At 56.5% G+C, this 25194-nt stretch carries 19 protein-coding genes and 2 pseudogenes; 12 read left to right on the top strand and 9 right to left on the bottom strand.

The window, feature by feature from the left end:
• Positions 1–13: 13 nt before the first annotated feature.
• On the bottom strand, positions 14–703 hold the full coding sequence (locus VD17_RS17900) for an RES family NAD+ phosphorylase (protein ID WP_080932025.1): 690 nt from the start codon (positions 701–703) through the stop codon (positions 14–16).
• Positions 704–1260: 557 nt separating this feature from the next.
• Between VD17_RS17900 and VD17_RS17895 the strand changes: the two genes are divergently transcribed.
• Entirely contained in the window at positions 1261–5844 is a 4584-nt protein-coding gene (locus VD17_RS17895) for a DUF4062 domain-containing protein (RefSeq protein ID WP_080932024.1), read from the top strand.
• A 133-nt stretch (positions 5845–5977) separates the two neighbouring features.
• Positions 5978–6409: pseudogene (locus VD17_RS17890) on the top strand (dicarboxylate/amino acid:cation symporter); the annotation flags it as partial.
• 110 nt (positions 6410–6519) lie between these two features.
• Here VD17_RS17890 and VD17_RS32645 read toward each other — a convergent pair.
• From VD17_RS32645 to VD17_RS31230, 5 genes and pseudogenes are all read right to left on the bottom strand, one after another.
• Positions 6520–6612: pseudogene (locus VD17_RS32645) on the bottom strand (CPBP family intramembrane glutamate endopeptidase); the annotation flags it as partial.
• Positions 6613–6795: 183 nt separating this feature from the next.
• Positions 6796–7902, bottom strand: a complete 1107-nt coding sequence (locus VD17_RS17885; protein ID WP_046054936.1) for a hypothetical protein — start codon at positions 7900–7902, stop codon at positions 6796–6798.
• A gap of 258 nt (positions 7903–8160) precedes the next feature.
• Positions 8161–8628, bottom strand: a complete 468-nt coding sequence (locus VD17_RS17880; protein ID WP_046054935.1) for a hypothetical protein — start codon at positions 8626–8628, stop codon at positions 8161–8163.
• Positions 8629–8988: 360 nt separating this feature from the next.
• The gene (locus VD17_RS17875) at positions 8989–10281 is read right to left on the bottom strand and encodes a tyrosine-type recombinase/integrase (protein ID WP_046054934.1); all 1293 of its coding nucleotides are present in this window, start codon (positions 10279–10281) and stop codon (positions 8989–8991) included.
• A 379-nt stretch (positions 10282–10660) separates the two neighbouring features.
• Complete coding sequence (locus VD17_RS31230; protein WP_052962703.1) at positions 10661–11233, bottom strand: hypothetical protein; 573 nt, start codon at positions 11231–11233, stop codon at positions 10661–10663.
• 390 nt (positions 11234–11623) lie between these two features.
• On the opposite strand from VD17_RS31230, the gene VD17_RS32230 reads away from it, so the two are divergent.
• Positions 11624–11806, top strand: a complete 183-nt coding sequence (locus VD17_RS32230; protein ID WP_185753173.1) for a hypothetical protein — start codon at positions 11624–11626, stop codon at positions 11804–11806.
• Positions 11807–12672: 866 nt separating this feature from the next.
• On the opposite strand, the gene VD17_RS17865 is transcribed toward VD17_RS32230, so the two are convergent.
• The gene (locus VD17_RS17865; protein WP_046054933.1) at positions 12673–13197 is read right to left on the bottom strand and encodes a cupin domain-containing protein; all 525 of its coding nucleotides are present in this window, start codon (positions 13195–13197) and stop codon (positions 12673–12675) included.
• Positions 13198–13359: 162 nt separating this feature from the next.
• On the bottom strand, positions 13360–13884 hold the full coding sequence (locus VD17_RS17860; protein ID WP_046054932.1) for a transporter suffix domain-containing protein: 525 nt from the start codon (positions 13882–13884) through the stop codon (positions 13360–13362).
• A gap of 118 nt (positions 13885–14002) precedes the next feature.
• Between VD17_RS17860 and VD17_RS17855 the strand changes: the two genes are divergently transcribed.
• The 3 genes from VD17_RS17855 to VD17_RS17845 are packed head-to-tail and all read left to right on the top strand — an operon-like array spanning position 14003 to position 17725.
• Positions 14003–15556, top strand: coding sequence for an efflux transporter outer membrane subunit (locus tag VD17_RS17855; RefSeq protein ID WP_046054931.1), 1554 nt, complete (start codon positions 14003–14005; stop codon positions 15554–15556).
• Positions 15553–16692 carry an HlyD family secretion protein gene (locus VD17_RS17850; RefSeq protein WP_046054930.1) on the top strand — a complete coding sequence of 380 codons (1140 nt, stop codon included), beginning with the start codon at positions 15553–15555 and terminating at the stop codon, positions 16690–16692. The genes VD17_RS17855 and VD17_RS17850 overlap by 4 nt, the downstream gene beginning before the upstream one ends.
• Before the next feature lie 4 nt (positions 16693–16696).
• Positions 16697–17725: a DUF2955 domain-containing protein gene (locus VD17_RS17845; protein WP_046054929.1), complete on the top strand. Its 1029-nt coding sequence runs from the start codon at positions 16697–16699 to the stop codon at positions 17723–17725.
• On the opposite strand, the gene VD17_RS17840 is transcribed toward VD17_RS17845, so the two are convergent.
• Positions 17710–18165 (bottom strand): YMGG-like glycine zipper-containing protein, encoded by a 456-nt coding sequence (locus VD17_RS17840; protein ID WP_046054928.1) that lies wholly within the window; start codon positions 18163–18165, stop codon positions 17710–17712. The two genes, VD17_RS17845 and VD17_RS17840, sit on opposite strands and share 16 nt — an antisense overlap.
• A 184-nt stretch (positions 18166–18349) precedes the next feature.
• Between VD17_RS17840 and VD17_RS17835 the strand changes: the two genes are divergently transcribed.
• From VD17_RS17835 to VD17_RS17810, 6 genes are all read left to right on the top strand, one after another.
• A complete protein-coding gene (locus VD17_RS17835) occupies positions 18350–20737 on the top strand; it encodes a DUF3772 domain-containing protein (RefSeq protein WP_046054927.1) in 2388 nt (795 codons plus the stop codon).
• Positions 20738–20950: 213 nt separating this feature from the next.
• Positions 20951–21727: an ABC transporter substrate-binding protein gene (locus VD17_RS17830; RefSeq protein ID WP_046047038.1), complete on the top strand. Its 777-nt coding sequence runs from the start codon at positions 20951–20953 to the stop codon at positions 21725–21727.
• Between the two features lie 90 nt (positions 21728–21817).
• Entirely contained in the window at positions 21818–22507 is a 690-nt protein-coding gene (locus VD17_RS17825) for an ABC transporter permease (protein ID WP_046047037.1), read from the top strand.
• Between the two features lie 14 nt (positions 22508–22521).
• Positions 22522–23220, top strand: coding sequence for an ABC transporter permease (locus tag VD17_RS17820; RefSeq protein ID WP_046054926.1), 699 nt, complete (start codon positions 22522–22524; stop codon positions 23218–23220).
• A 9-nt stretch (positions 23221–23229) separates the two neighbouring features.
• A complete protein-coding gene (locus VD17_RS17815) occupies positions 23230–24342 on the top strand; it encodes a succinylglutamate desuccinylase/aspartoacylase family protein (RefSeq protein WP_046054925.1) in 1113 nt (370 codons plus the stop codon).
• 18 nt (positions 24343–24360) lie between these two features.
• Positions 24361–25125, top strand: coding sequence for an ABC transporter ATP-binding protein (locus tag VD17_RS17810; protein ID WP_046054924.1), 765 nt, complete (start codon positions 24361–24363; stop codon positions 25123–25125).
• The last annotated feature ends 69 nt before the right edge of the window (positions 25126–25194 follow it).

The raw sequence follows: 25194 nt of genomic DNA, 5'->3' as shown, positions 1-25194 counted from the left end.
AACACGTCGTTATTTAGCTGTGCACCAAGTGAAGACCTGAGGTATCTACAGGCTCTTCCGTAAATATGGTAAGGGTTTGGAAGTCCGGATGCATCGGATTTAATAATATGATTTGTTCAGCGGGCAGCACTATCGACGGGATTTTGAGAGCTACACTGATATTTGACTTCAACCACCGACTTCCGAATTCCTTCATTGATTCCGATGGAGGGAGCTGCGCCCAATTTTCCGGCATATCTGCTTGTGACAATACCGTTGCGGGTAGAGATAAATTCAGCTTCGCTCCTACGGCGATCAAATTACGCGTTCCAGTAGGCTCCAAATGAACCATAGTCTCCAAAATTGCCACACAGCGTGAGCTTGCGCAGTAGACTGCGTTGGTTCCTTGGTAGTTCAGTCGACCACCAAAACGTGAGGCCGGCATACTCGAGAAAGCCTCGGAGGCGTATTTGGGAGAAATAATCTTCCATATTTGTAGTTCTTGTTCCTGAACAACCGACGGTAAAGACAGCTTTTTAAGAATTTTTTCAGCAAGCTGAAAAGGCCGCATAGCATTCGCACTGAGATAAGTTAACGTGGGCTGAAGGCCATCTAAATCGGTATCATCAAAGCGTACGGGCAGAACGAAGTCATCTCGGTGGGTCCGCATCGTTGGGCTTACACTGGCAGCAGCACTCCGAGCGATAGAGTCGCAGCGCGCCATTTGAGATCACCCTCGGGAGCGTCACGTGCAAGCCATCGGCCGTCAGCCCCAGCTGGGCGCCGGAGATGGCGTTTGCCGCTCTGTCTCACTACAGGTCAATGCCAGAGGCTTGTTACACTACCTCGTCCCACAAGGTAACGCGCAACTACTTCCAGGGGTTGGCGCACTAGGCGATTGATTGCGGGCCAATAACGCATCGCGGTCTAAGTGAGGCACAGCTTTATTCGGCGGTGCTGTTGATGCGCCGCTTTGCGCACTGCCGCCTCCGCGGCGAGGATCTCAGCGAGTAGCGCCTGCTGTTGGGAGAAATGGCCGAACACCTAAGCGATCACCACGGGAAGGCGACACCTGCATTACGCTGTCGTCGCTATGTGGCGCTCAAAGCAGTCGTGGCGCAAGTCCATGTGCATGGTACGACCCGGCGTCGAATGCGGCGTGCTGCTGCTCGAGCGACAGCCCACAAATCCTCCTTGAGGTCCTGGTTTACAAATCACCCAGCCAGATCGAAGATGCGGTTCTTGGATCTGCCTAATTGCAGTCGTTAGCGGTTGAAGACGATGAACAACTGTACGTCCGCTCTCTCAGTTCAAGGCCGGTGGAAGACCGTTCGCGTCTTCATCTCGTCAACCTTTCGCGATATGCACGCGGAGCGCGACCATCTAGTCAAGGTTACCTTCCCGCGCCTGCGCCAATGGTGCGAAGACCGGCGCCTGCATCTGATCGACGTGGACTTGCGCTGGGGCATTCCGCGCGAGGAGGCAGAGGATGGCAAGGTGCTTGAAGTCTGCCTGCAACACATCGACAGCTGCCGCCCGTTCTTCGTTTGCCTGCTTGGAGCGCAGTACGGCTCGCTTGCGCAGGATGCATCCGCGGTGCTTGCAGGTGTGGAATCACCAGGACCGTACTCAGTGACTCATTTGGAAATCGAAACCGCCGCGCTGCGTTCGCAAGAGCAGGGGCGCGCGCCGGAGGCATTTTTCTACATCCGTGACTCGGCTTCGTTGCCGCCTCCAAGCGATCTTGATTGCGGTGAGGATGAGCGCGAGGCCTATGCGTCCACGTTTTTTCAATCTGCGCCTGCTTCCGGCCAAGTCGACTTGCAGCAGCGGTTGGAAGCGTTGAAACAACGCATTCGTGACGTCTTTGCACCACTGGACCGCGTGCGCACATACACCGGACGGTGGGACAGCCATACTATCGACCCCGCAACGCCTGGCGTGCCTGGGCGGCTTGTCTTGCTCGACGACTTTAGCGAGCAGTTCGAAGCAGATTTGAAGCGAGCCATCGAAGTGCGCTATGCCGATCACATAGCCCAGCAAGAGCGTCCGATGCATGCGGTCGCCGCGGAAGTCGACCGGCAGGACGCGTTCGTCGCGAGCCGGGTTGAGTTGCACGTTCCAGATCTTGAATTGCAAGAGAGAATCGATGACTACATCGCCGGCGATACACCCACAGCATGTTTCGTCTGGGGCGCGGCGGGCAGTGGTAAGAGCGCGGCACTGTGCTATTGGTTTGCACGGCGCGACGATGCGCAAGCGCTTGTGGTGTTTCGCGCGGCAGGTGCCAGCCCATCGAGCACGCGCGTGCCCGACCTGCTCGCGAGCATGTGGTTCGAGTTGATCTCAAAGCTCGGTTCGGACGCAGGCGCCGCATTACCGCCGGTGCCGCGCGACCCCGCAGACATCATGAAGGCGTGGCCCGCGTTCTTGCAGCACGTCGCAGTGGCGGCGCAGCGTAACGTCGTGGTGGTGGTAGACGGCATCGACCAACTCGAACGCACCGCATCGCCCGCGAACTGGATCCCACTGAAGCTGCCGCCTGGCGTGCGCATACTCGTCAGCGCCGCGAGCGACGCAGACGAACTGTTAACGGCGCTGCGCCAGCGCCACGCGCTCGAAATTGCCGTTCCGCTGATGGACGAAGCTCGTAGCCGTGCTCTAATTCGCTTGTTGCCCAACTTGTACGCGAAGTCGCTCGACGAGAGCCAAGTGGCGGTGCTGCTCGCTAACCCGGCCAGCCGCAACCCGCTGTTCCTGACGCTGGCGCTGCGCGAGCTGAAGCTGTTCGGCTCCTTCGACAAGCTGGACGACGCGATCGCTCGCTTGCCCAGGCCTGCGAGAGGCGAGTCGTCGCACGACGCGCTGCATCGCATGTTCGACGCGATGCTGGCGAGGTTGGAGGCCGACGAGCCGCACGCAACTCGTGAGATCGTTCGTACTACGTTCGCTGCAATAGGAGCTTCTCGACGCGGACTGAGCGAACCGGGCTTGTCGGAGTTCATTGCGCAGGTACACCCGGACATAGCCGCCGCCGCACGCAACGCGACGTTGCAGGTTGTGCTGCGGCAAATGCGGCCGTATCTGCAACGCCGGCAAGCGCCGGACGGGGCGCTCATCGGTTTTTTTCACCGCTCGCTTGCCGAGCAGGTCACCACACGCTATCTGCCCGATGCCGCCACGCGTGCCGCGCGCAGAAATACGCTGGCGATATTCTTCGAGCACCGCGCGTGGTTTTTGGACGATGGCCAACCCGATCTGGGCAAGGCCACTGAACTGCCTTTCCTGCGCGGATCGATCGCGGCCGACGAACCGACACTCGAGGCAAAATATGCGCTCGCGTCGCTGATGCTCGAGTGGGAGCTGTGGCACGCGAGGCATCGCGCCGGCATGCTCTACGAACTGGCCGGCGACCTCCAGGATGCGGGCGACCTGCTCGGCAAGGACGACCCGTTAGGCTGGCAGCTTCTGTTGGCCGAGGAAGCCTTGCGCCGCGACATTGATTTCATCGACGCTCACCGCGACGACTATCCACAAGCGCTGTTGCAATGCATGTGGAACAGCTGCTGGTGGTACGACCATCGCATTGCTGGCGCGCATTACGCAGATGGAGGCAGGCACCTATCGCGAGATAGCACCATGGCGCGCTGGGCCGAGGCGGGTAGGCAGGTTGCGGAGCGCTTGTACCCCGGTGGTTTTTGGTTGCGTGAATTGCGCCCACCGCTGTTGCGTCTCGGCTCAACCGTCGACCGGCGCATCACTGGCTTCTCCCACGCAGTGGTCGATATTGCGTGGTCGCCCGATGGGCGCTTCTTTGTTGCTGTGTCGACAAATCCTGCCGTGCGCGTGTTCGACATCGCGAGCGGGCAGGAATGTTTGCGGCTGCACCGCATCGGCCACAAGGTTTTATCGGTAACGATATCGCCCGACTCGCAGCGGTTTGCCCTAGGAATGGCGCCCACCGTGACGCAACAGACCATCATGGAGTTCTCGCTGCTCACGGGCGAGCACATCGCTACGCACAAGGGGCACCGCTCAGGCGTTCACAAGCTGCAATACAGCAGTGACGGAAAGCTGCTCGTCGCATGCTCCGGGGATGGTTCGATCACTATCTGGTCCGTACCGCAGGGTGAACTACTGGATCGAATTGGTGACCCGGTGTCGCAAGCTCACGCAGTCTCAGCGAACGCGTACTTCGACTTCATTCCGGGTACGTCGCGTTTCGCATGGTGTTCAAGGAGCAACGCCATCAACGTGTGGGATTGCGAGGTGAAGTGCGCAGTCAAGCAATTTCGCGTCAGCGCGTATGCAGTCAACAGTTTGCTCGTTTCGCCAGACGGATTGTTGGTTGCCTTCCATTGCGGCTACGACCAAGGCCGCGGGCTGTGGATCTACCGATTGCCAGACGGAAACCCCGTGGCGCGGCTGGACAAGAACAACGGCTACGGCGGCCCCCTCGCGTGGTCGCCCGACAGTGAGCTGCTGGCGATGGCGGACAGCAATGCATTGAATGTGCGAATCTGGCACGCCGCGAGTGGACGGCACGTCGGCGACGTACGGGCACAGCTGAGCAAGATCAACACGATGGCGTTCTCGCCCGACGGGTCGTTGCTCGCGACTGCGTCAGGCAACGACCTCGGACTCGACAGCGAGCACGGCGAGAACCAGTTCGAAGTGCACTTCATTCGCGTTGACGAAGCACGCACAGAGGCTAGCCCCGTAGACCACGAGAACATGATTTCCGCGCTTGTCTACTCCGATGACGGAACGGTGCTGGTGTCGACGGCCAAGACGCCGACGATGTCGTACAAGAACGAGCCATGCGCGGTGCGCATTTGGGATGCGCACACGATGGTCTTGCGGGCAACACGCCAGGTCACCGAGTCGATCGATCGGCTGATCCGTGTGCCTGAGCGGCCGCTTGCCATCACTTGGGGCGGATGTAACCTCGCCAACGAGCAGGATGCGACCGGCTTGCGCATCTGGCATTGGCCGTGCATGCGTACCGTAGCAACGTACAGGTTCGCTGGCTGGGCTGGGGTGGACGTTGCGGCAGACAGCTGCAGCTTCTGGCTGCGGCATAACAGCAAGTCGCAACTGTTCGGTCGCTACGAGCACGCCCTTCCCTCGGGTAAGCGGATGCGCGATGTTCCCGGCGAACCCCTGGCCTTCTCCCGCGACGGTCGAGTCGCAGTCGTATCGGACGGTAGTGGCAAGCTGTGTGTGTTGAACGCACAGACGCTCACTATGCTCGGAGAAACCGCATCGATTCATGAAAAGGGCCGATTTGAGCATGCGTGTTTTTCAGCGACAGGTGACGTACTGGTCCACAGTGACAACTCCGTCATCATGGTTCGCGACAGTGCGTCGTTGAAGGAACTGCGACGTCTTGGCGGCGACAAGCACGTTCGGTTCCTCGGTATTTCCGACGACGAGCAGTGGCTGACTTCGGCACACCGTGACGTCCTCCGTGTGTGGAATATTCAGACCGGCGAGTGCGTGCATGAATATCCCCGCATGACGGATCCTTCCGCTTTCGCGCGCGACCCGATGGCTATCGCGATGTTCGCTGTGGAAGTCAACGGGGAACTAAACGTCCTGCACAGTCCCGGCGGCGCGTGCGTTGCGCGATTGCCGGGCAATTGGCGGCACGTGTGCGCGCATCCGGACGGTAGGACTTGGTCAGCCGCGATTAACACGCATCTGACCGCGTGGCGACTGGAACGATTTGGAGACGAGCTTGTAGTGGACGAGCCGTCGTTCGGCGTACAGGTTGAGGAGTGCAGCGAACCGTTGGTCCCGTCAGGGCTGGTGACGATTCTGCTCGAAATAGCCCGGCGAAAGTTGCGGCGTTGGTTCGGCTAACACTGCGCCCGACGAAGCGTTCTCTATCGCCAAGTGCGGCGCACGATTCCGCGTACTTCCAGTGTCGCTAGGTTGGAACGTCTGAGCGGCTGCCATCGAGGCAATCAGCACTGGATTGAATCAGAGGTGTTTTATGAAACGTAAACTACCGGCAGCAGCATGGATTCTGATCGCCATGGCGCTGGGGATCGTGATTGGTTACATGGTGTTCATCAACTTCCCTGACAAGGAATCGGCGACCAAAGTGGCGGGGTACATCTCCATTGTCTCGGATGTGTTTTTACGCTTGATCAAAATGCTGATCGGACCGCTGGTGTTCTCGACCCTGGTGGTTGGCATTGCGCATATGGGGGATGCCGATTCGGTCGGGCGCGTATTTGCCAAGTCCCTGGGCTGGTTTGTGACCGCCTCGCTGGTGTCGCTGGTGCTGGGACTGGTCATGGCCAATCTGCTGCAGCCCGGCCACAATCTCGGTCTTCCACTACCCGATATTGGCGCCCACACCAACCTGGCGACGTCCGCCTTCACCCTGAAGGATTTCGTCATTCACCTGGTATTGAAGGCTTAACCCGTACAAGCTCAATTGCCACGACGCCCGAAAGCTGTGGGCTCATGGCGTGAAAGAGAGGTAGTAAATTGAAACTTGCCGACTATTCAATTGACGCACTAGAGCAATTACATGGGCACGGCGATGAGCAATATTGCAGTCCCGTGTGCCGCTGTGGCGGTGTTTACGCCGTAGCGCATGCGGACGAAAGAACAGAGCAGCTGCAGGGCAGCCGTTTGTGGCCGCCCTGTAAACGTTATCCCCAGCGACGACTTTTGCGAAAACGGCGTTGTGTTGTTTTCCCAGTCTGGGAACTGGCCTTGCTGCCCTTGCAGATCATGCACACGCGGCCGAAACCGCCAGCACCACCGCCTAGTGCTGGATCGTAATAATCCGTCTTTTCCCTAATTTGGCCGCATTTCGAGCACGGTTTGAGCTCTTTGTTTGCCAAGCCTTGAGCCTGAGACTGAATATGGTTTGGCTACACGCTGGAAAAGGACGCGTGCCTCTTCGTATAAGGACTGCTCGGGTTTGATGTAATGGATTCGTTCGGGGATCGGAGAAACCCATGCGCGCTCAAGCCCAGCAGCCAGCTCCTGCAGAACGAAGTCGATAGCCTTGCGGTTGGTATAAAGCTGGTTAAGCAGCTTTAACTTATAGCCGGCCCCTTTTTCCTCCCTCTGTACCTCAATGGGAAGAAAGAAGAGTGGGTATTGGTTTCCACCGTACTTCACTGCACCGATGTATAGGTAGAGCTGCATCCCGTCACTGGTGGCAACGTAGGTCTCTAGATCGCGGAATTCGTGGTAGGCGTCAGCCGCCACAAACCCTTCAAAGAACGCCATCAGCGCCTGGCGAGTTCCTTCAAGAGTCAGGAACTGTGGGATCGCCTCCTTGAGCGGGGCTGAGTCCTGGGTGGCGAGCAGCTTGGCCAGCAGCTCTGGGAGGACTCGGGATAGGTCACCGCAGACACGATCAACAAGGTCCTTCTCCGCGGCGAATAATGAGTCCATTACCCAGTACGCCTGATTGCGCAGCGGGCCATCCAAGTGAGCGATCAGAGGCTTGATGATGTGTTCGGCGACTTTGCTACCCAAGTGGTTTTGGACTGACTCAACCCATAGTTCCGGGTCATCAATCGCTTTTGCGTAGGAGTTTGCGGCTAACTCTTCCACCGCCGTATGTACAGTTTCTAGGGATGACGCCGGAATGGCATTTACTTGCTCGTGGATCACTTTGCGAAGCACAGCACTGATCGGGCGCGTATAACGCCGTGGGTCAATCGTCAGTGACAGGTCCTCGCTAGATGGGCGCCCCAAAAGATTCCATAGGTCGCGATCCAAGGAGGGGTAGGGCGAGGTACGCATCCCCGATCTGAATCCGGTGTCGGTGGTCAGCACGATTCGGCGGCGCGGAGCTTGTTGACGCTTGAAATCCGAGTCTAAAAAGTCGCGGAAATACTGACTGATCCGCGTAGCGACCGGCCGAAGTTGCTGCCCCAGAGCTTCCATTAGATTCCCCTAAAAACGAACACTGGACTTCGCTGCTCGAAACCCCGTGAAATCGGTATCGAGAGCAATCCAAAAAAATGACAATAAGATGGGCGTCGCAATACTGGCTCTGGCTCGACCGTGCCAACACACTTGCGTTTCCGCTATCGCCCGACATATCGGGACCGCAAGCAGCTGTCTTGCCGGGATTTTGAACAATGGTTCATTGCCTACAACCTTGATTGAGCGCGATTTTCAGATTCAAATGACCAGTCGCTTTTATGGTGTGAGGTCCAAGGCGTCCGGATCATAATGGCGGACATCAGAAATCTGCGGTTTATAATTCATTAGAAATTTACGCAGGGTGACGTTGTAGGTATCAAACCCTGGCCAATAATTATCCCAATAATCATAGTTAAGCGTTACCGCTTCTTCACGCTCAAAGTCATCGAGATGCTCCCAGACAACTTCAAAACGCTTTCTCCAGTTTTTAGCAACCAAAAGCTGTTCGGCAGACTTCGCGTCCATTTTTGCATACTTGATCAGCGCATCGAGTGCAAAGCTCTCATTCAAGAGGTTGTCTGGATGTGTTTTGTTGTGAGCGGTGTCGACAACATCCAATATCCAACCGATCGTTTGAAATCGGCACTTGCGTGCCGATCGGGACTCTTCACTTAATCCATTAATTTCAACCCACGCAAGCTCTTGTCCTTCTCGATATTCAATATGAATGATGTAGCCGGCCATTATCGTTATTCCTGTTTTTATTTTTATAATTCAATCTAACATGCAGTTTTTTGGCCCGCAATTGTTTTTGGGTTGACATTTTTCTGTTTGCAGTTATATAGCAAGGAGGAGGGGAGTTATTACGCAGTGTTGCCACGGCTTATCTGATGGAGAGTGACTTGTGACACTATGGAGAATCCAACAGCCTATTGATTGCTTTAAGAGCCTTGGCCGGCGGACAGCAGACAGCAGACAGCAGATAACTTCTACGGCGTACCAGACTACGACGAAGTGGTTTCCATCACTCCCGAGATTAAGGGAGTCCAGCAACCTGGTGGACGTCATACCCATCCCTCGGATTAGGGCAGACGTTGCCTGAGTTCAACCGCGATCGCGCATTCCGATCCGTTTGACTGAATACCCGCGCGCTTGATCGTGAGAATGGTAATACGTGTCCTGTGTGGTACTGAGGTTGCTGTGCCGTAAATCGACCTGGAGGTCTTTGGCGTCACGCAGCGGTGCGTCGAACGTCGCCGAGGTATGGCGCAACCAATGCGCAGACGCCACCAACAAGCTGTCCATTTCATGCTTCTCACGCCCCTCACCGCGCATTCTTTCCAGCGCTTTGTCGAAGACGATTTGGAGGAGGGCGCGAACCTGTCGATCTGACAGCCCCGATCGACCTCTGAGAGTCGAGATTAAAGGCGTGGACTCATTGCGCTCAGGAAGATCACTGAGCCCTAGAAATTTGCGGTAACGCTTGAGGTAACTTTCGATGTATTCGTCGCGAACAGCGATCTTGCCGGCTTTATTGCCTTTTCCCACCGCGTGGTACCACCAAAAGCCCTCAGCGTCTTGGCGGAAGTCGCCCATGGTGGGCTTCCAGTTCTTCCGGCCCACCACATCAGAGACACGCAGGTACATCGCGAAAAGAGTCGCCAGAATGAAGAGGGTACGTTCAAAACGAACGGGATCATCCTCTGCCAGCTTTTCGGCGGTTTCCAATACGTAATCCCATTGCAGGGGCGTCAAGGCCCGTCCCGAGGTCACGTCGAACGTGTCGTCGGTAAAGCGGTTCGATTTTTTCAGCATTCTGAATGGGTTGGCGGCCGCGCCGCCATCCTCGATCAGAAATTCATAAAATCGACTGCACACCGTAAACACCTGTTTGAGGCTGCTTTCAGTGGTCGTATAAACCGGGCTCGTGGAGCTCGGTTCTGAAGTCGTTCCAACCGCTTTCGCCGTTTTTGAATTGAACGGGAACCACTTTGGATTCGGAATCAGCGCATCCGCCTCCGTGACATGCCCCTCATCGTTAGGGACAAAGCGGCTGCGCGTCACAGGGCCCACCCAGTCCTGGGAAGGTTTGCGACAAAAATCCAAGTAGTCCTGGGCATCCTGACGTTTTAACAGTTGCAGCGGCTTCTTCTTAACCAGTAGCGCCCACAGAAACAGACGCTCGGCCTGAGTGCGGTATGAACTGAAGGTCTGAGCATTGTCGGAAAAGGCTCGTAGGAAGGTACGCACGGCCATATAACCACGGCCGGCCTCCAGTTCCTCGGGAAATGAATCTAAAAAGTCTTTGACGCAGTTAAGTGCGGGCTTGCTGAAACTGAAGTCTTGATCAATAAAGGCCTCGTAGGTTTCAAAAATGGGTTTGGGCGCGCTGAGCATTCGAACCACCGGACACTTTAAACGTTGAAAAGAAACTTCCAGTTATAGCAGTAATCGGAAGTAGGGGAGATGTGTTCCACTGCTTTCTCCTTATTGTTCACATAACGGATTGATGTCGCCAGATAGTAGCCCCCCATTGTCTCGCATGCAACTGCACGACATGGCTTCGCCGCCAATCACTTTATTCTTGACATGTGTAGCGTTTGGCACTAAGCGACAAAACTGCAATATACTTAAGCGTATATTGAGCAGTTATAGCGATCGATAATTTTTATTATGCTTTATAGATAAATTGATTCTGCCCACAATGCCGGTCTAACTGATTGAGCATCGCGTTGCCAGCTCATGTCTTAGACTCAGTTTGTTTCTACAATCCTGCTCAGTCGGATAGCTCACCAGCGGCGCGCCTCGTAATCCTGGCGATGGTCTTTTTCCGCTTTTCCTGGATTGCAGTAAGCTTGCGTGCGGGTGCGCGTCTCTCGTTAAAGGCCTGACGTTGCGCAAATTCTGCACATGGCACCTCTGAAGGCCAGCCACTGTCAACGCTTAGTAGCTGCAGACCCCGGGGTGCTTCTAGCGGCCAAAGGTTTGGGACAAAATCATCAACACCTCTAAGCTCCAAAGCCCTAGCGTAATTCTTGTAGCCCAATGCATTAGCAATCAAATCATGAGCGGCGGACAGCTTAATGCGCCCACCAGATGCCCTCATTAGTTTTGCCACTCTCTTTCCAATCGACTTTATGTTTCCGATTTTAAAGCCCGCTTCCATACTGCACTCAGTGATGATGTCGGAAATCTTTAGTCGGTTATATGTGTACTGTTCATCCTCCATCCAGACCTGACCATTCTGTTTCGCCAAAAATGCCAAGGCGTGTGCCCTCATGTCTTTGGAGGGTGATCTGACGGTCAATTGGTGCGCTGAATTTCTTTCATCTTCAAAGTTATTGGTCATTAGACTATCCTCAGTGTTCTGAAGTAATCGAAAGTGTTACTTCAAAATTTTAGATTGTCAATCGTGCTGCTCAAATACTTAAAACTTGCCGATTTAATTGAATATTGGAAATACGAATTTACTAAACCGGAATGTGGGCTTTCAGGTCAATTAACGTATTTAACAGTTAATTGAGAAATAACGTGAGCGGAGTGTATTGATGTGGTGTTTTAGACTTTCCGCTTTGATAGGGCTTGGCGCGACACTAGACCGTGACGTTGTCGGGAGCTGCTGAATTAATACACGTGGATTGTCTTTAAACGATTGTTGCGCGCTTCCTTGGGACGATCGTGTTAGCCGCCCTGGAAATTTTGTCGCAGGTATCTATCGAGCGGATCAGGACTTGGAATCATGATCGCCATAGGCGCCGGTAATGTCCGTGCATTGATCAAAAACCGTGAGCCCCACGAATTGTGCGACCTGTACGGCATTTTTGCTCCAACAAAGGCACAGGGAATGTCCGCTCATTTCGTCAAAACGGCACGTGGGGAATGTCCGCTGATATTGTCAAACCGCCTCAATTCATTGATTTAAAAGGCTTTTAATGACGCCATTTCAAGCAACGCCTTAAACCTTCATGATCGATCGGGAAAATCCGCTGATTTCGTTAAATGAATAAGCGCGCTGGAAAGTCCGGTGATTAAAGCAAAAAAGCTAAAGCCCCCGATTTTATTGGCCTGCAGGGGGCTCCACTCAAAATTGCGTTCGGGAATGTCCGCTGATTAAGGCAAATCTCGGTGCTTTCCGACGCAGCTTCAAGGCGGGGCCCATTCGGACGCGGTCACTGGCTAATGGCACCTGCCATCGCCCTATGAAGAGGCGAAAGGCTTGATTTGCGGGGCTTCCATGAGATTAGGGCCAGCTTGCCATCGCAAAGCAACCGGCTCTTACCAGGACGCCGGCGCCGGGAATGTCCGCTGATTTCGTCATAGAAAAGCAGCACCGGGAACGTCCGCTCAATCCGTTAAAAAAGCCCGTTAGCCTTTGATTTCATTGCGTTTTAACCGAAGAAGACGCTAGAGATAAAAGTGAACGAGTCCGCTCATTGACGACACCTCGAGAGTGCTGTTCCCGAACGCCGTTAAGATAAAAAAGCTATGAATATCAGTACGTTATCGAATGTGGCGAAGATCAAGGAGTCCGCTGATATCGTTAAAAAAACGATGGCTCGCAGGGATCACGAAGGACAATTAACGTTATGAATCAATTAGTTAATAGGAAAAAGAGGCCGTTTCCGGTGATTTCGCGATTGGAGCAGTAGGCGAAGTTGGCTGAGAGGCCCTTCGAAGAAGTTCCACTCAGACACATCATTTAACATAATATACATTACACGTAACAAGGTGTTTCGAGATTAGCCCGGTTGCACGCAGATTTGGCAGCGCTCAAATCGCCTCAGCTACTCATTCTCCCATCAGCTTCTCAAACAGCTCCGTGTGTTCGGGAAATTGATCGCTAAGCTTTTGCTGACTGCCCATCTCCATATCTGCAAAATCAAATCCTGGTGAAACCGCTTCACTGATCAGACCGTATCCCGCCAGTCCACTTGTAAGCTGCGAAGCTTTCCAGACGCCACCCGGTACATGCAGCTGCAAACATTGTCCGGCGATTATGTCGCTGCCCATCACAACCGTTTTTAATGTGCCGTCCGGAAAAATCAGGCTGTACTGAATCGCGTCTCCCACATGGTAGTAATGCACGATGTCCGATTGGTTCAGATGAAAATGGCCTATCGGTGAATCCTTGGTCAGAAAGTAGTAAATGGATGTCATCAGGTAGCGCCGGCCCCCAGCGGTCTCGACCATCGCGTGGTGATCGGTTTGGAAGGTTCTGCGGTAGAAACCGCCTTCCATGTGGGGTTCCAGGCTCAATGCTGCGATCACAGACTCAGCGCTGGGAATGTGTTCATCAAAGGTGTTGGTCGTCATGTTGATTGAGCCTCCAGCCTTTGAAATAGCGACCATTCATGCATGCACCCTATCGATATCGTCAATGCAATTAATAATAACTATGCTAAATAGCTCTTTAGTAGAGCTAGCCATTAGAGCTTGAACACACGAGTGCTCACTACCCTCGCCCACTAATGTTATTCACGCCGCACTTGTGTTTGCGACACGGGCGGTGCGAATAAACAAGGCGCGCACTTTCTCCCAGAAATTCCCCCCCAATACAAAAAAGCTACCGATCAGCATGAGGTCACCCAGCGCTTGAACTTGCCACAGGTTGGGTCTGAGCCCCGGCCAAATGCTGTCGACGTAGGGTTCAAGAAAGGAGGAAATCAGCGGCACAAAGAACATCACGAGGCCAATTCTATGACGCAATGGGCCCACTTCGACGTCCGTGCTGGGTGCAAGTTTGGACACATAACCGAACAGACTGCGCTTTAACTGTTGGAATCCGGACTTGCCCATGATGGCAATGGCGAGAATCAGCAGGATTTTGTTGCTGATGAACAGTACGCCGGTCAGTGCAGCGATCTTTGAACCCGGCATATCGGCTGCTGCTGCGAGTGGTACCAACAGCCAGGAACCCAGCATCACGCAGATAATGACTATTCCCAACTTGAAGCGCCAACCGGCTGAATGGGGTTCAGCAACACCCGGGGTGGTATTCATAATCGTCGTACCTTTCTAACGGATCACAGTAGATTTGATGGCGCTTAAAAAGCGTAGCAGCCGTGTGCCCAATTGGACGGCTATGCTCCAGTGATCTTTGTTGGTCGGGAAATGCGTGATGCATCCAGGTACAACCCTGCTGAATTGGCCTGGCCGGTTCGTGCTGCTTGGCGTACTCGGCCTCAGTGGCTGCGTACGGCTTGGGCCGGATTTCCAGCCGCCCGGCGAAGAATGGGTCAAACACTGGAGCACCCCTGCCCTCGAGCAATCCAGCCAACGCAGCCCGAACCCGGACATTCGTCAGTGGTGGCAAGTCTTCGCCGATCCGGTCCTCGATCGTTTGATTGCCGAGTCGGATACACACAACTCCAGCCTCAAAATCGCCGGCCTGCGCGTCATGGAAGCCCGCGCCCAACTCGGCATTGCTCAAAGTGGTCTTTACCCGCAGCTGCAGCAAGCCAGTGTCGACAGTCTTTACTTCAACCGCAGGCAATCCGGTGGGACCAACCCGCGAGACAGCCATTTCTGGCAACACAGTGTGGGGTTCGACATAGGTTGGGAACTGGACTTCTGGGGCCGCTTCAGTCGCGCCATCGAGTCGTCCGATGCCAGCTACTTCGCCGCCCAGGCCAACTATGAAGACGTACTCGTACTGCTGCGCGCGCAAGTGGCCGATACCTATTTTTCGCTGCGCACCACCGAAGCCCGTTTGCGTGTCGCCCGGGAAAACGCCAAACAGCAAAAGCGCAACTTCGAGATCACCGAAAAGCTCTTCAACAGTGGCCAAACTGCCGAGCTCGACCTGCAACAAGCCCGGACCCAGTACCTGGGTACGTTGAGCACCATCCCCAATTTCGAAGACCAGTTGCAACGGACCCGCAATGCGTTAGCGGTGTTGATTGGTCAACCGCCCGGCGCGCTGCCGCAACTGGTCGAGAACATGGGACTGATCCCGCTGGTCGACCGTGCCGTGTTGCAGGATGTACCGGCCAACCTGTTGCTGCGTCGGCCCGACGTGCGCGCCGCCGAGCTCAATGTCGCCGCCCAGTCAGCGCTGATCGGTGTGGCCGAGAGCGATTTCTATCCGTCGCTGACCTTGCTAGGCAGCATCGTCTGGTCCACCGACACGCTCAGTGGCACGCCCCGGAATCTGGATTTGATCGGCGGCCCCAGCCTGCGCTGGAATCTGTTCGATCACGGCCAGATCAGCAACAACGTGCGCGTGCAGGATGCGCGGTTGCAGCAGCTGATCGAGGCTTACCGCGACAAGGTTCGCCAGGCGGCACGTGAGGCAGACGATGCGGCCTATGGCCTGATCAAATCCCTGGAGCGCGAAGGCATCCTGCGTCAGGCTGAAGTGGCCGCCAAGCGTTCGCTGGTGCTGGCCAGCGCGCAGTATCGCGAAGGTTATTCGGACTTCCAGCGGGTGCTGGATGCGCAGCGTGCCTTGCTCGAACAACAGGACAATTATCTGGTCGCCCGCAGCAATGCCGTGAGTAATGTCATTGCGTTGTACAAAGCCGTGGGCGGTGGCTGGTACAGCGCCCAGCCGAAAGTTGATCCAGCCACCCGCCAGCAAATGGAAAAACGCACCGACTGGGGCGATCTACTGGAAGAACCCACCACTGAACAGCCTGCCATTCCAATGTCTTACAAGGTAAAAGACCAATGAGTGAAGCCGCCCAGCCCACGCCCGAGACACCTGTCACCCAGGCGCCAGAACCGGCCGCCGACCCGGCAAAAAAAGGCATCAAGTGGGTGCTGCTACTGATCCTCGTGAGCCTGGCCTGGTACCTGCTGGCGGATCGTTTCACCCCCTATACGCAGCAGGCCCGGGTGGGTGCCTTTGTGATTCCGGTCGCCTCTGAAGTGGCGGGCCGCGTGGTCCGGGTGAACGTGCGTAATAACCAGGACGTCAAGGCCGGCGAAATTCTTTTCGAGGTGGACCCGCAGCCGTACCAGATTGCCGTCGACCGCGCGCGCGCCGACCTTGAATCGACCCGCCGACAGATCGGCGCGAGCACCGCCGGCATTGCCTCGGCGCAAGCCAACTTGCGGGCCGCCCAGGCCAATGAGCTCAAGGCGCGCCAGGACAATCAGCGTCTTGAGGGTTTGTATCGCGAAGACCCCGGCACTATTTCCGTACGTCTGCTCGAAGTGTCTCGCGCCAACCGCGAACAGGCTGTGAGTAAGGTCGCCGCTGCCCGCGCCGAAGTACAGCGCGCGCGTGAGCAGGAAGGTGGCAGCGAGGAAGACAACGCCTTGCTGCGCAGTGCCGCCACGGCGTTGTCCAAAGCCGAACTGGATCTGTCCAACACGCAGATTCGCGCTCGCTCGGCCGGATTGATTACGGATCTGCGTACTGACGCTGGGCAATTCGCCGCTGCCGGTAGCCCGGTCATGACCCTGATCGCCATTCACGATGTGTGGATCAGTGCGGACATGACCGAGAACAACCTCGGTCTGGTGAAGCTCGACACGCCGGTTTCGATTGTTCTGGATGCTCTGCCGGGAGAAGTCTTCGAGGGGCGCGTGCGCAGCGTCGGTTACGGCGTCAGCGTGGGGCAGACACCCGCGCCTGGCACCTTGCCCAGCGTGCAGAACAGCCGCGATTGGTTGCGTCCGGCCCAGCGTTTCCCGGTCATTATCGAGTTTTCGCCAGATTCGTTGAGCACGTTACGTGACAGTCGGGGGATCCGTGCCGGTGGGCAGGCCGAAGTCATGGCCTTCCCCACCGAGGGCAATCCGCTAAACCCACTCGGCCATGTGTTTGTGGGGTTCATGAGTTGGCTGAGCTATGCCTATTAAGGGTATGTCGACTCGGCGCACGCCGCGGGATCAACGCGCACTGCGCCTGGCCACCGGTACAGCGTTGAGCCTCGCTGCCAGTTTCGGCCTGGGCTTGCCGATTCCTTTTTTGGCGCCGGTGCTTTGCCTGCTGTTGCTGGCCTCGGTCAATCGCCCGCTGCCGTTCAAGGCCGGACTGGTGCTCGCACTGGCCGCCATGTTGACCACCGGCATCGGCCTGCTTTTGATCCCGATCCTGCGTTATTACCCCATTAGCGGCGTGCTATTGATCAGCGTCGGTCTGTTCCTGGCGTTTCGCTTTGGTCTGCGGGGCGGCAACGCATTGATCATGACCTTCGTGGTGATTGGCCTGACCATGATTTCCTCGGCCGGTATCGCCGACTTCGATCTGGCGGCGACGGTCATCGGCGCACTGGTCAAGGGTTTGCTGCTCGCCGTTGTCGTCGTGGCGTTCAGTCATGGGTTTTTCCCGGATCCACCCAATGCCCCTTCTCCCCCGCCCGCACCACCCCTGCCGGCAGAAGAAGTCAGTCGGATTGCGTTGCGTGCCACCCTGATCGTGCTGCCGGCATTCCTGCTGGCGCTGATCGACCCGGCCAGTTATCTGCCGATCATCCTGAAGTCCGTCGGCCTGGGTCAGCAAAGCTCCACGACGAATGCCCGCATCGCCGGTCGCGAGCTGCTCGGCTCAACCTTGCTCGCCGGCCTGTTGGCGATCCTCTTCTGGAGTGCCCTCAGTCTGTTTGTGCATCTGTGGATGTTCTTTCTGTGGATGCTGCTGTTCGGCCTGGTGCTGGCGCGCAAACTCTACGCCCTGAGCCCGACGCGGTTTACCCCGGGGTTTTGGCTCAATACCCTGATCACGCTGATCATCCTGTTGGGTCAGTCGGTACAGGACAGCGCAGCAGGCAAGGACGTTTACACCGCGTTCGCCATCCGCATGGGCTTGTTCATCCTCGTGACACTGTATGCCTGCCTGATGGTTCATCTGCTCGATCAACGGCGGCAAAATGACGTTCAAGGGTTAACCTGATACCCCTTCCCTTGCAGGCAACTGGTATAGGCCGTTGAACTGGTCGCAGCGCTGGTTTTCTCTTGCGCCCGGCGCTCCTGACGCTGACGCGAGCCCCCGACGACCGCTCCTGCCGCGGCGGTTTCCTTGGCGCGATTCTGGCGATAGTCCTGCTTGACGTCATCGTCGACGCGATCATAAAACTCGTCATGCTGACGTCCGCGTACCTGCGCCCCTGCGGCACCGGCGGCAGCGCCCACAGCGGCCCCCTTCAGCCTTCCACCGGAAGGCGTCGATGCAGTCGAGGCGCTCTGACTGGCCGCGATGTTGTGGCATTCGGTCATGTCCGCCTGGGTTTGTTGCGAACTCTGCCCTTTCATCGGCACGACCGTTTCCGCCCACCCCTGGGTCCAGGAAACCGACAGTGCGATGCACAGGCTAATGGATGACAACCTTTTCATAATGACCTCCGACAGCTCAATACGTCACACCTTGTGATCCTGAGCGTGATTCAGCATAAAAGATTGTAGATCACCCCTTCTCACCCGCCCCCTTCCCTATTCGTGGTCAGCGTGCGGAACTATTTTTCGCGCCAGCACACGCCATGACCTAACCTGAATGGCTAAAGCCGCTGGAGGCATGCCTATGCGTCCCGCATTGAAATTACTCATATTCGTTGTGTTTGCGCTGATGGGGGCGAACATCGGCGCACTGTCGGCGGACGAACTACCCAATACGCCAGGCAACAGTCAGGCCAGCGCTACCGCGACTGTGTCAAAAAGCGATCTGGAAGCCCTGCAATTAAGGCTGGATGAACTTAAACAACAGGTGTCACTGACCAGTAACTACACCCAGTTGGTAGGCTTTCAGGACAACGTTCAGTTGCTCTTCAGTGATGCGGACAAGTTGGCGGCCCTGTTACTTCCCGAACAGGCGCAATTGCAAGCACAACTTAGTGTGCTCGGGACGGCATCCGCCACCAGCCTTGCCGTGGAAAAGTCCGATCTCGTGAAACAGAGGTCCTATCTCACCGAACAAAAAGACAAGGTGGATGCCGATCTCAACATACTGCTGGCCATCAAAGAAGGCGCTACCAACCTCATCACTCAGATTGCCAGCATTCGGCGCACGCAACTGGAAACCGAACTGGCCCAGCGCACCGCCAGCTTCCTCAACCCTCGCTTTTGGTTGCCGCTGTTTTCTCCACTGGAGGAGGATAAACACCGTCTGAGGTTTTTGATCGACCAGTCCAACAGTATCATTCAGTCCGTCTGGCAACCCGGCCGGCGTGCCGTGACCGTCACGTTGTTAGTATTGGCCCTGGCCTTCTGGACGGCAGGGCGAAGACTGGCTGAACGTGGTTTAACCTGGATCTGCATCCATCGAGTACCGGAAGGTCGCCTGCGCAGAAGTTCATTGGCGATAGCGACGGTAGTTGCCACGATGCTGAGTGCAGGTTGTGCAATACAGCTCATCTCCGCTGCGGCTACCCGCCTTCAACCATTGCCGCAGCCACTGGAAGGTTACTTCGAGGATGTCGAGAAAGTCGCTTATGCCTGCGCCCTGATCATCGGCCTGAGTCGGGCCCTGCTGTCTAAACGCAATCCCTCATGGCGGTTGCCTGGCATCGCCGATGAAGTGGCACTTGCAATAAGCCCTTTCCCGGCGCTGCTGGCCGGATCAATGCTGATCCTCATCTCGCTGGTACAAGTCACCAATGCGACAGGTATGAGTTCGCAGATGGTTCTCTTCAGCCGGGGTGTCGTGTCATTAGTCGTCATCATGATTATGGGTGCGCTATTGCTACGCGTCAGTAAAACCCGCCGAGCGATGGTCATTGCCGGAGAACACCCGGAGTCAGGTACTACGCTGGCGGGAGTGATTTATACCGGCGTCAGTATCGCCATGTTGATCTCGGTTTTTGGCCTGCTGGTCGGATACATCTCCCTGGCCCGGTTCATCACTTACGAAATTGTCTGGCTCTATATCGTTATTGCCAGCTTCTATTTGCTGACGCAGTTGTTCAGGGACCTGTGTGATTACCTGTTTTCGCCCAGGCACGCCAGCGGCAAGGCGATCAAACAGTTGCTGGGGATCGGCGACGTACGGCTTGAACAAATCGAGGTTGTTGTGACGGGTATTGGCAGAGCGGCCTTACTGTTGATTGCCGCGATTACAACGTTTGTGGGGGGGGTTGGAGCGACCTTTGGACAGCTGACTGACAGGGTTTCAGCGATCCTCGGCGGCGATGGTTTGCGCAAGCTGAACATCATTCCGGGCAATCTGTTGAATGCGGTCCTCGCACTGTTGATCGGTATTTACCTGATTCGCTCGCTGCGCAGATGGCTGGATAACGAGTTCCTGCCGAAAACCGATATGGACCCCGGCATGGGGGCGTCGCTGAGCACCCTGTTCAGTAATATCGGGTACGCGCTGGTCATTCTGCTGGCGTTGTCTTCCTTGGGCGTCAAATGGACGAATCTGGCCTGGATCGTCAGTGCGTTGTCGGTGGGGATCGGCTTCGGCTTGCAGGAAATCGTCAAGAACTTCGTATCCGGCTTAATCCTGCTCACCGAGCGTCCGGTCAAGGTCGGCGACCTGATCAGCATCAGCGGGGTCGAAGGCGATATCCGGCGGATCAATGTCAGGGCCACCGAGATACAACTCAGTGACCGTTCGATCGTGATCGTGCCCAACTCGCAGCTTATTTCCCAGAACCTGCGCAATGTGACCATGGGCGGCAGTGCCCAAGGAGTGGCCACACTCGAGCTGGTGTTCCCTCTGGATATCGACCCCGAACAAGTCAAAACCCTGCTGTACACCACCTATTACGAACATGAAACCATCCTCGAAAAACCCGCCCCCGTTGTCCGATTCAGCAATCTGAGCCCTGAAGGCATCACATTGACCATCACCGGCTATGTCAGCAGCCCAAGGATTGTCAGTGCGACCAAGAGCGATCTGCTCTTTGAAATCCTGAAGCGACTGAGTGCGGCCGGCATCGAATTGGCCAAGCCTGTTCCCCCCGCGTAACGCCCATCAATAGCCTTCCTGGCGCCTGAAGTGCTCGTGATCACACGGGATCACTGTGAATTTGTGCACTCTCGCATGATACGTTTATTTTCATATCATTGCATTGTGAAATAAAACATGTCATTTATAGCCACGCAAAATCATCAGGACTGATCCACCGCGCCAGATCGGATGGCCTGTACCACCCCAACGCCCCTCCAAGGAGTCAACAATATGAACAAGACAGAACTTCTAGGTGCTCTGGCACTGTGCGCCGCAAGCCTGCTGGCTCACGCCGACGAAGACAGCCTGCGTATCGGTATCGAAGCCGCCTACCCACCCTTCTCTTTCAAGACGCCGGAGGGCAACGTCAGTGGTTTCGATTACGACATCGGCAACGCCCTGTGCGAAGAAATGAAGGTCAAATGCGAGTGGGTCATCCAGGAATTCGACGGCATGATTCCGTCGCTGAAAGTGCGCAAGATCGATGCCGTGCTGTCGTCTATGTCGATCACTGAAGACCGCATGAAGTCGGTCGACTTCAGCAAAAAGTACTACCACACACCCGGCAAGTTCGCGATGAAGGCCGGCAATGTGATCAACGACCCACTGGTTGATCTCAAGGGCAAAAAAGTCGGAGTGCAGCGCTCATCGACCTACGACCGTTTTGCCACCGAGCAGCTGGAAAAAGCCGGGGTCGAAGTGGTGCGCTACGGCTCACAAAATGAAGCCTTCCTCGATCTGGCGTCGGGTCGTCTGGACGCCACGCTCGCCGACATCGTCAACACCGATGAGAGCTTCATCAAAACGCCGGCAGGCAAAGGCTTCGCGCTGGTTGGACCGGACATCAGCGACCCGAAATATTTCGGCCGAGGCGCAGGGATCGCGGTGCGTAAAGGCGACAGCGTGAACGTTGCTCGTCTGAGTACAGCGATCGACGCCATCCGCGCCAATGGCAAGTACCAGCAAGTGATGGCCAAGTACTTCGCGTTCGATATCTACGGCGAATAAGCCTTTGCCCCAACCCCGGCGCCGGCCTTTGCGGGCGCCGCGTTGGGCTTGTCTCGCGCGCCTTGCGGCGCTCGTTTGAGGAACTTCATCATGCTTCACGGCTACGGATCGAGCATTCTCGATGGCGCCTGGCTGACCATTAACCTGGCCCTGACTTCCATGAGCATGGCGATTGCTTTGGGTCTGATCGGCGCAGCCTTTCGCTTGTCGCCACTCAAATGGCTGGCGATGCTGGGCGAAGGGTACACCACCCTGATTCGCGGTATTCCTGACCTGGTGTTGATCCTGCTGATCTTCTACGGCGGCCAGGACCTGGTGAACCGCATCGCCCTGGCGCTCGGTTACACCCGCTACATCGACATCAACCCCTTTATCGCCGGCGTCTGCACCATGGGCTTCATTTTTGGCGCCTATCTGTCAGAAACCTTTCGCGGCGCGTTTATGGCGATCCCTAAAGGTCAGGCCGAGGCCGGCGTGGCGTATGGCATGAGCGGCGGCCAGGTGTTCTGGCGGATTCTGGTGCCGCAGATGATTCGTTTCGCCATCCCGGGGTTCACCAACAACTGGTTGGTGCTGACCAAATCCACCGCGCTGATTTCGGTGATCGGCTTGCAGGACATGATGTTCAAAGCCAAGAACGCAGCGGACGCCACCCATGAGCCGTTTACGTTTTTCCTCGCGGTGGCGGCGCTTTATCTGATGCTGACCAGCGTGTCATTGCTGGTGCTGCGTTACCTGGAAAAACACTACTCGGTCGGCATCAAAGCCGCCGAATTGTGATTGGGAGCAACCCCATGATTCTCGACTACAACCTGATCTGGGAAAACCTGCCGCTGTATTTCAATGGCGCCTTGTTGACCCTCAAAGTCCTGCTGATTTCCCTGGTCTTCGGCCTGGTGCTGGCGATTCCGTTGGCATTGATGCGGGTGTCCCGATCGCCCCTGATCAACTTCCCGGCCTGGCTCTACACCTACGTGATTCGCGGCACGCCGATGCTGGTGCAATTGTTCCTGATCTATTACGGCTTGGCGCAGTTCGCAGCGGTACGTGAAAGCGCGCTCTGGCCATACCTGTCCAGCGCAACCTTTTGCGCCTGCCTGGCGTTTGCGATCAATACCAGTGCCTATAGCGCGGAACTGCTGGCCGGCAGTTTGAAGGCCACGGCTCATGGCGAGATCGAAGCCGCCAAGGCCATGGGCATGTCGCGCTTCACCCTGTACCGCCGCATTCTGCTGCCATCAGCCTTGCGCCGGGCGTTGCCGCAGTACAGCAACGAAGTGCTGATGATGCTGCAAACCACCAGCCTGGCATCAATCGTCACGTTAGTAGACATCACCGGCGCCGCGCGTACGGTCAGTTCGCGGTTCTATCTGCCCTTCGAGGCATTCATCACTGCCGGCCTCATCTACCTGGCCCTGACCTTCATCCTGGTTCGCCTGTTCAAGCTGGCCGAGCGTCGCTGGCTGGCGTATCTCGCACCGCGCAAGCACTAAGGAGCTGTTATGGAGCACATTGAATACCTGCTGCCGTGGAGTGCTTCGGGCACTGAACGGAAACTGTCGCTGTTTCGCTTTGGCAGCGGACCGCGCAAGGCTTACCTCCAGGCGTCCTTGCACGCTGATGAGCTGCCGGGGATGCGCGTGGCGGTTGAACTCAAACGACGTCTGCGGGTGCTGGAAGAACAAGGTCGCCTGAACGGAGTGATCGAGCTGGTGCCGATGGCCAATCCGATTGGCATCGCCCAGATGTTCCAGGCCACCCATCAGGGGCGCTTCGAGTTCTCCAGCGGGAAGAATTTCAATCGGGATTTCCCGGAGCTGACCGACGCCGTGGCGGCGCTGGTGAAAGACCTCTTGGGCGACAATGCCGACGCCAACACCGCTCTGATCCGCCGGGCCATGGCCGATGCCCTCGCCGACATGCCACCACCGACGTCGGAACTCGATGGCTTGCGCCGCCTGTTGCTGCAACATGCCTGTGACGCCGATGTGGTGCTGGACCTGCACTGCGATTTCGAGTCGATCATGCTGCTTTACGCCATGCCGCAAAACTGGCCGCGATTGCGTTCGTTGGCCGCTCGACTCGGTGCCGGCGCCACGCTGCTGGCCGAGGGTGCGGGCGGCAGTGCCTTCGATGAAGCCTGTGCGATCCCTTGGTTGCGGTTGAGCGAGCTCTTTCCTGAAGCCGACATTCCGCTGGCCTGTGTGGCCACCACCATCGAGTTGCGCGGCATGGCCGACACCGAACGCGAACAATGTGTCGATAGCGCGGAGGCCATTCTTGGCTATCTCGCCGAGCAAGGCCTGATCAGCGGTGACTGGCCAGCAGCGCCAACGATCTGTTGTGAAGCGACGCCGTTCGCCGGCGCGCAGTACGCCTATGCGCCGCATCCGGGTGTGGTGAGTTTTCTGCAACCGCTGGGTGCCCGGGTCAGGGTGGGCGATCCGCTGTTCGAAGTGCTGGATCCGCTGACCGATCGCCACAGCATCGTGCGCGCCAGCACCGATGGCATCCTCTATGCCCGAGAACGCCTGCGATTTGCCCAGCCCGGTTTGTGGCTGGCCAAAGTCGCCGGCACCCGCCTTATTCGCCAAGGTCGCTTGCTCAGCGACTGATTTCAGAGAATAAAAACCATGTACAAACTTGAAGTTCAGGATCTACACAAAAGCTACGGCAGCCACGAAGTGCTCAAGGGCGTGTCCCTGGAAGCGAAAGCCGGTGACGTAATCAGCATCATCGGCTCCAGCGGCTCGGGCAAAAGTACCTTCTTGCGCTGCATCAACCTGCTGGAGCAGCCCAACGCCGGCAACATCGTGCTCAACGGCGAACAATTGAAACTGGTGACCAACAAACTCGGTGGGCTCAAGGCGGCCGAACCCAAACAGTTACAACGCATGCGTTCGCGGCTGTCGATGGTGTTTCAGCACTTCAACCTGTGGTCGCACATGAGCGCCCTTGAAAACGTCATGGAAGCCCCGGTGCATGTGCTTGGCATCAGCAAAAAAGAGGCACGGGAAAAGGCCGAGCACTACCTGAACAAAGTCGGCGTGGCACACCGCATGGACGCCTGGCCGGCCCATATGTCGGGCGGCGAGCAGCAACGTGTGGCGATTGCCCGGGCACTGGCCATGGAGCCGGAAGTGATGCTGTTCGATGAGCCGACCTCGGCACTCGACCCCGAACTGGTCGGCGAAGTGCTGAAAGTCATGCAGGACCTCGCCCTCGAAGGCCGCACCATGGTGGTCGTGACTCACGAAATGGGCTTTGCCCGCGAAGTCTCCAATCAACTGGTGTTCCTGCACAAGGGGCAGGTCGAAGAACGTGGCGACCCGCGCGAAGTGCTGGTCAACCCGCAGTCCGAACGCCTCCAGCAATTTCTTGCCGGGAGCTTGAAATAACCCGCCCGGCCTAATGCCAGTCAGTTAAGCAATTTCAGTTGCCGCGCATACTTTGTAGATACCGTCTTG

The organism is Pseudomonas fluorescens, assembly GCF_000968015.1.
Classification (GTDB): Bacteria; Pseudomonadota; Gammaproteobacteria; order Pseudomonadales; family Pseudomonadaceae; genus Aquipseudomonas; species Aquipseudomonas fluorescens_W.
Note: the sequence above shows the minus strand (reverse complement) of the source record. Positions and strands in the feature narration are given on the sequence as shown.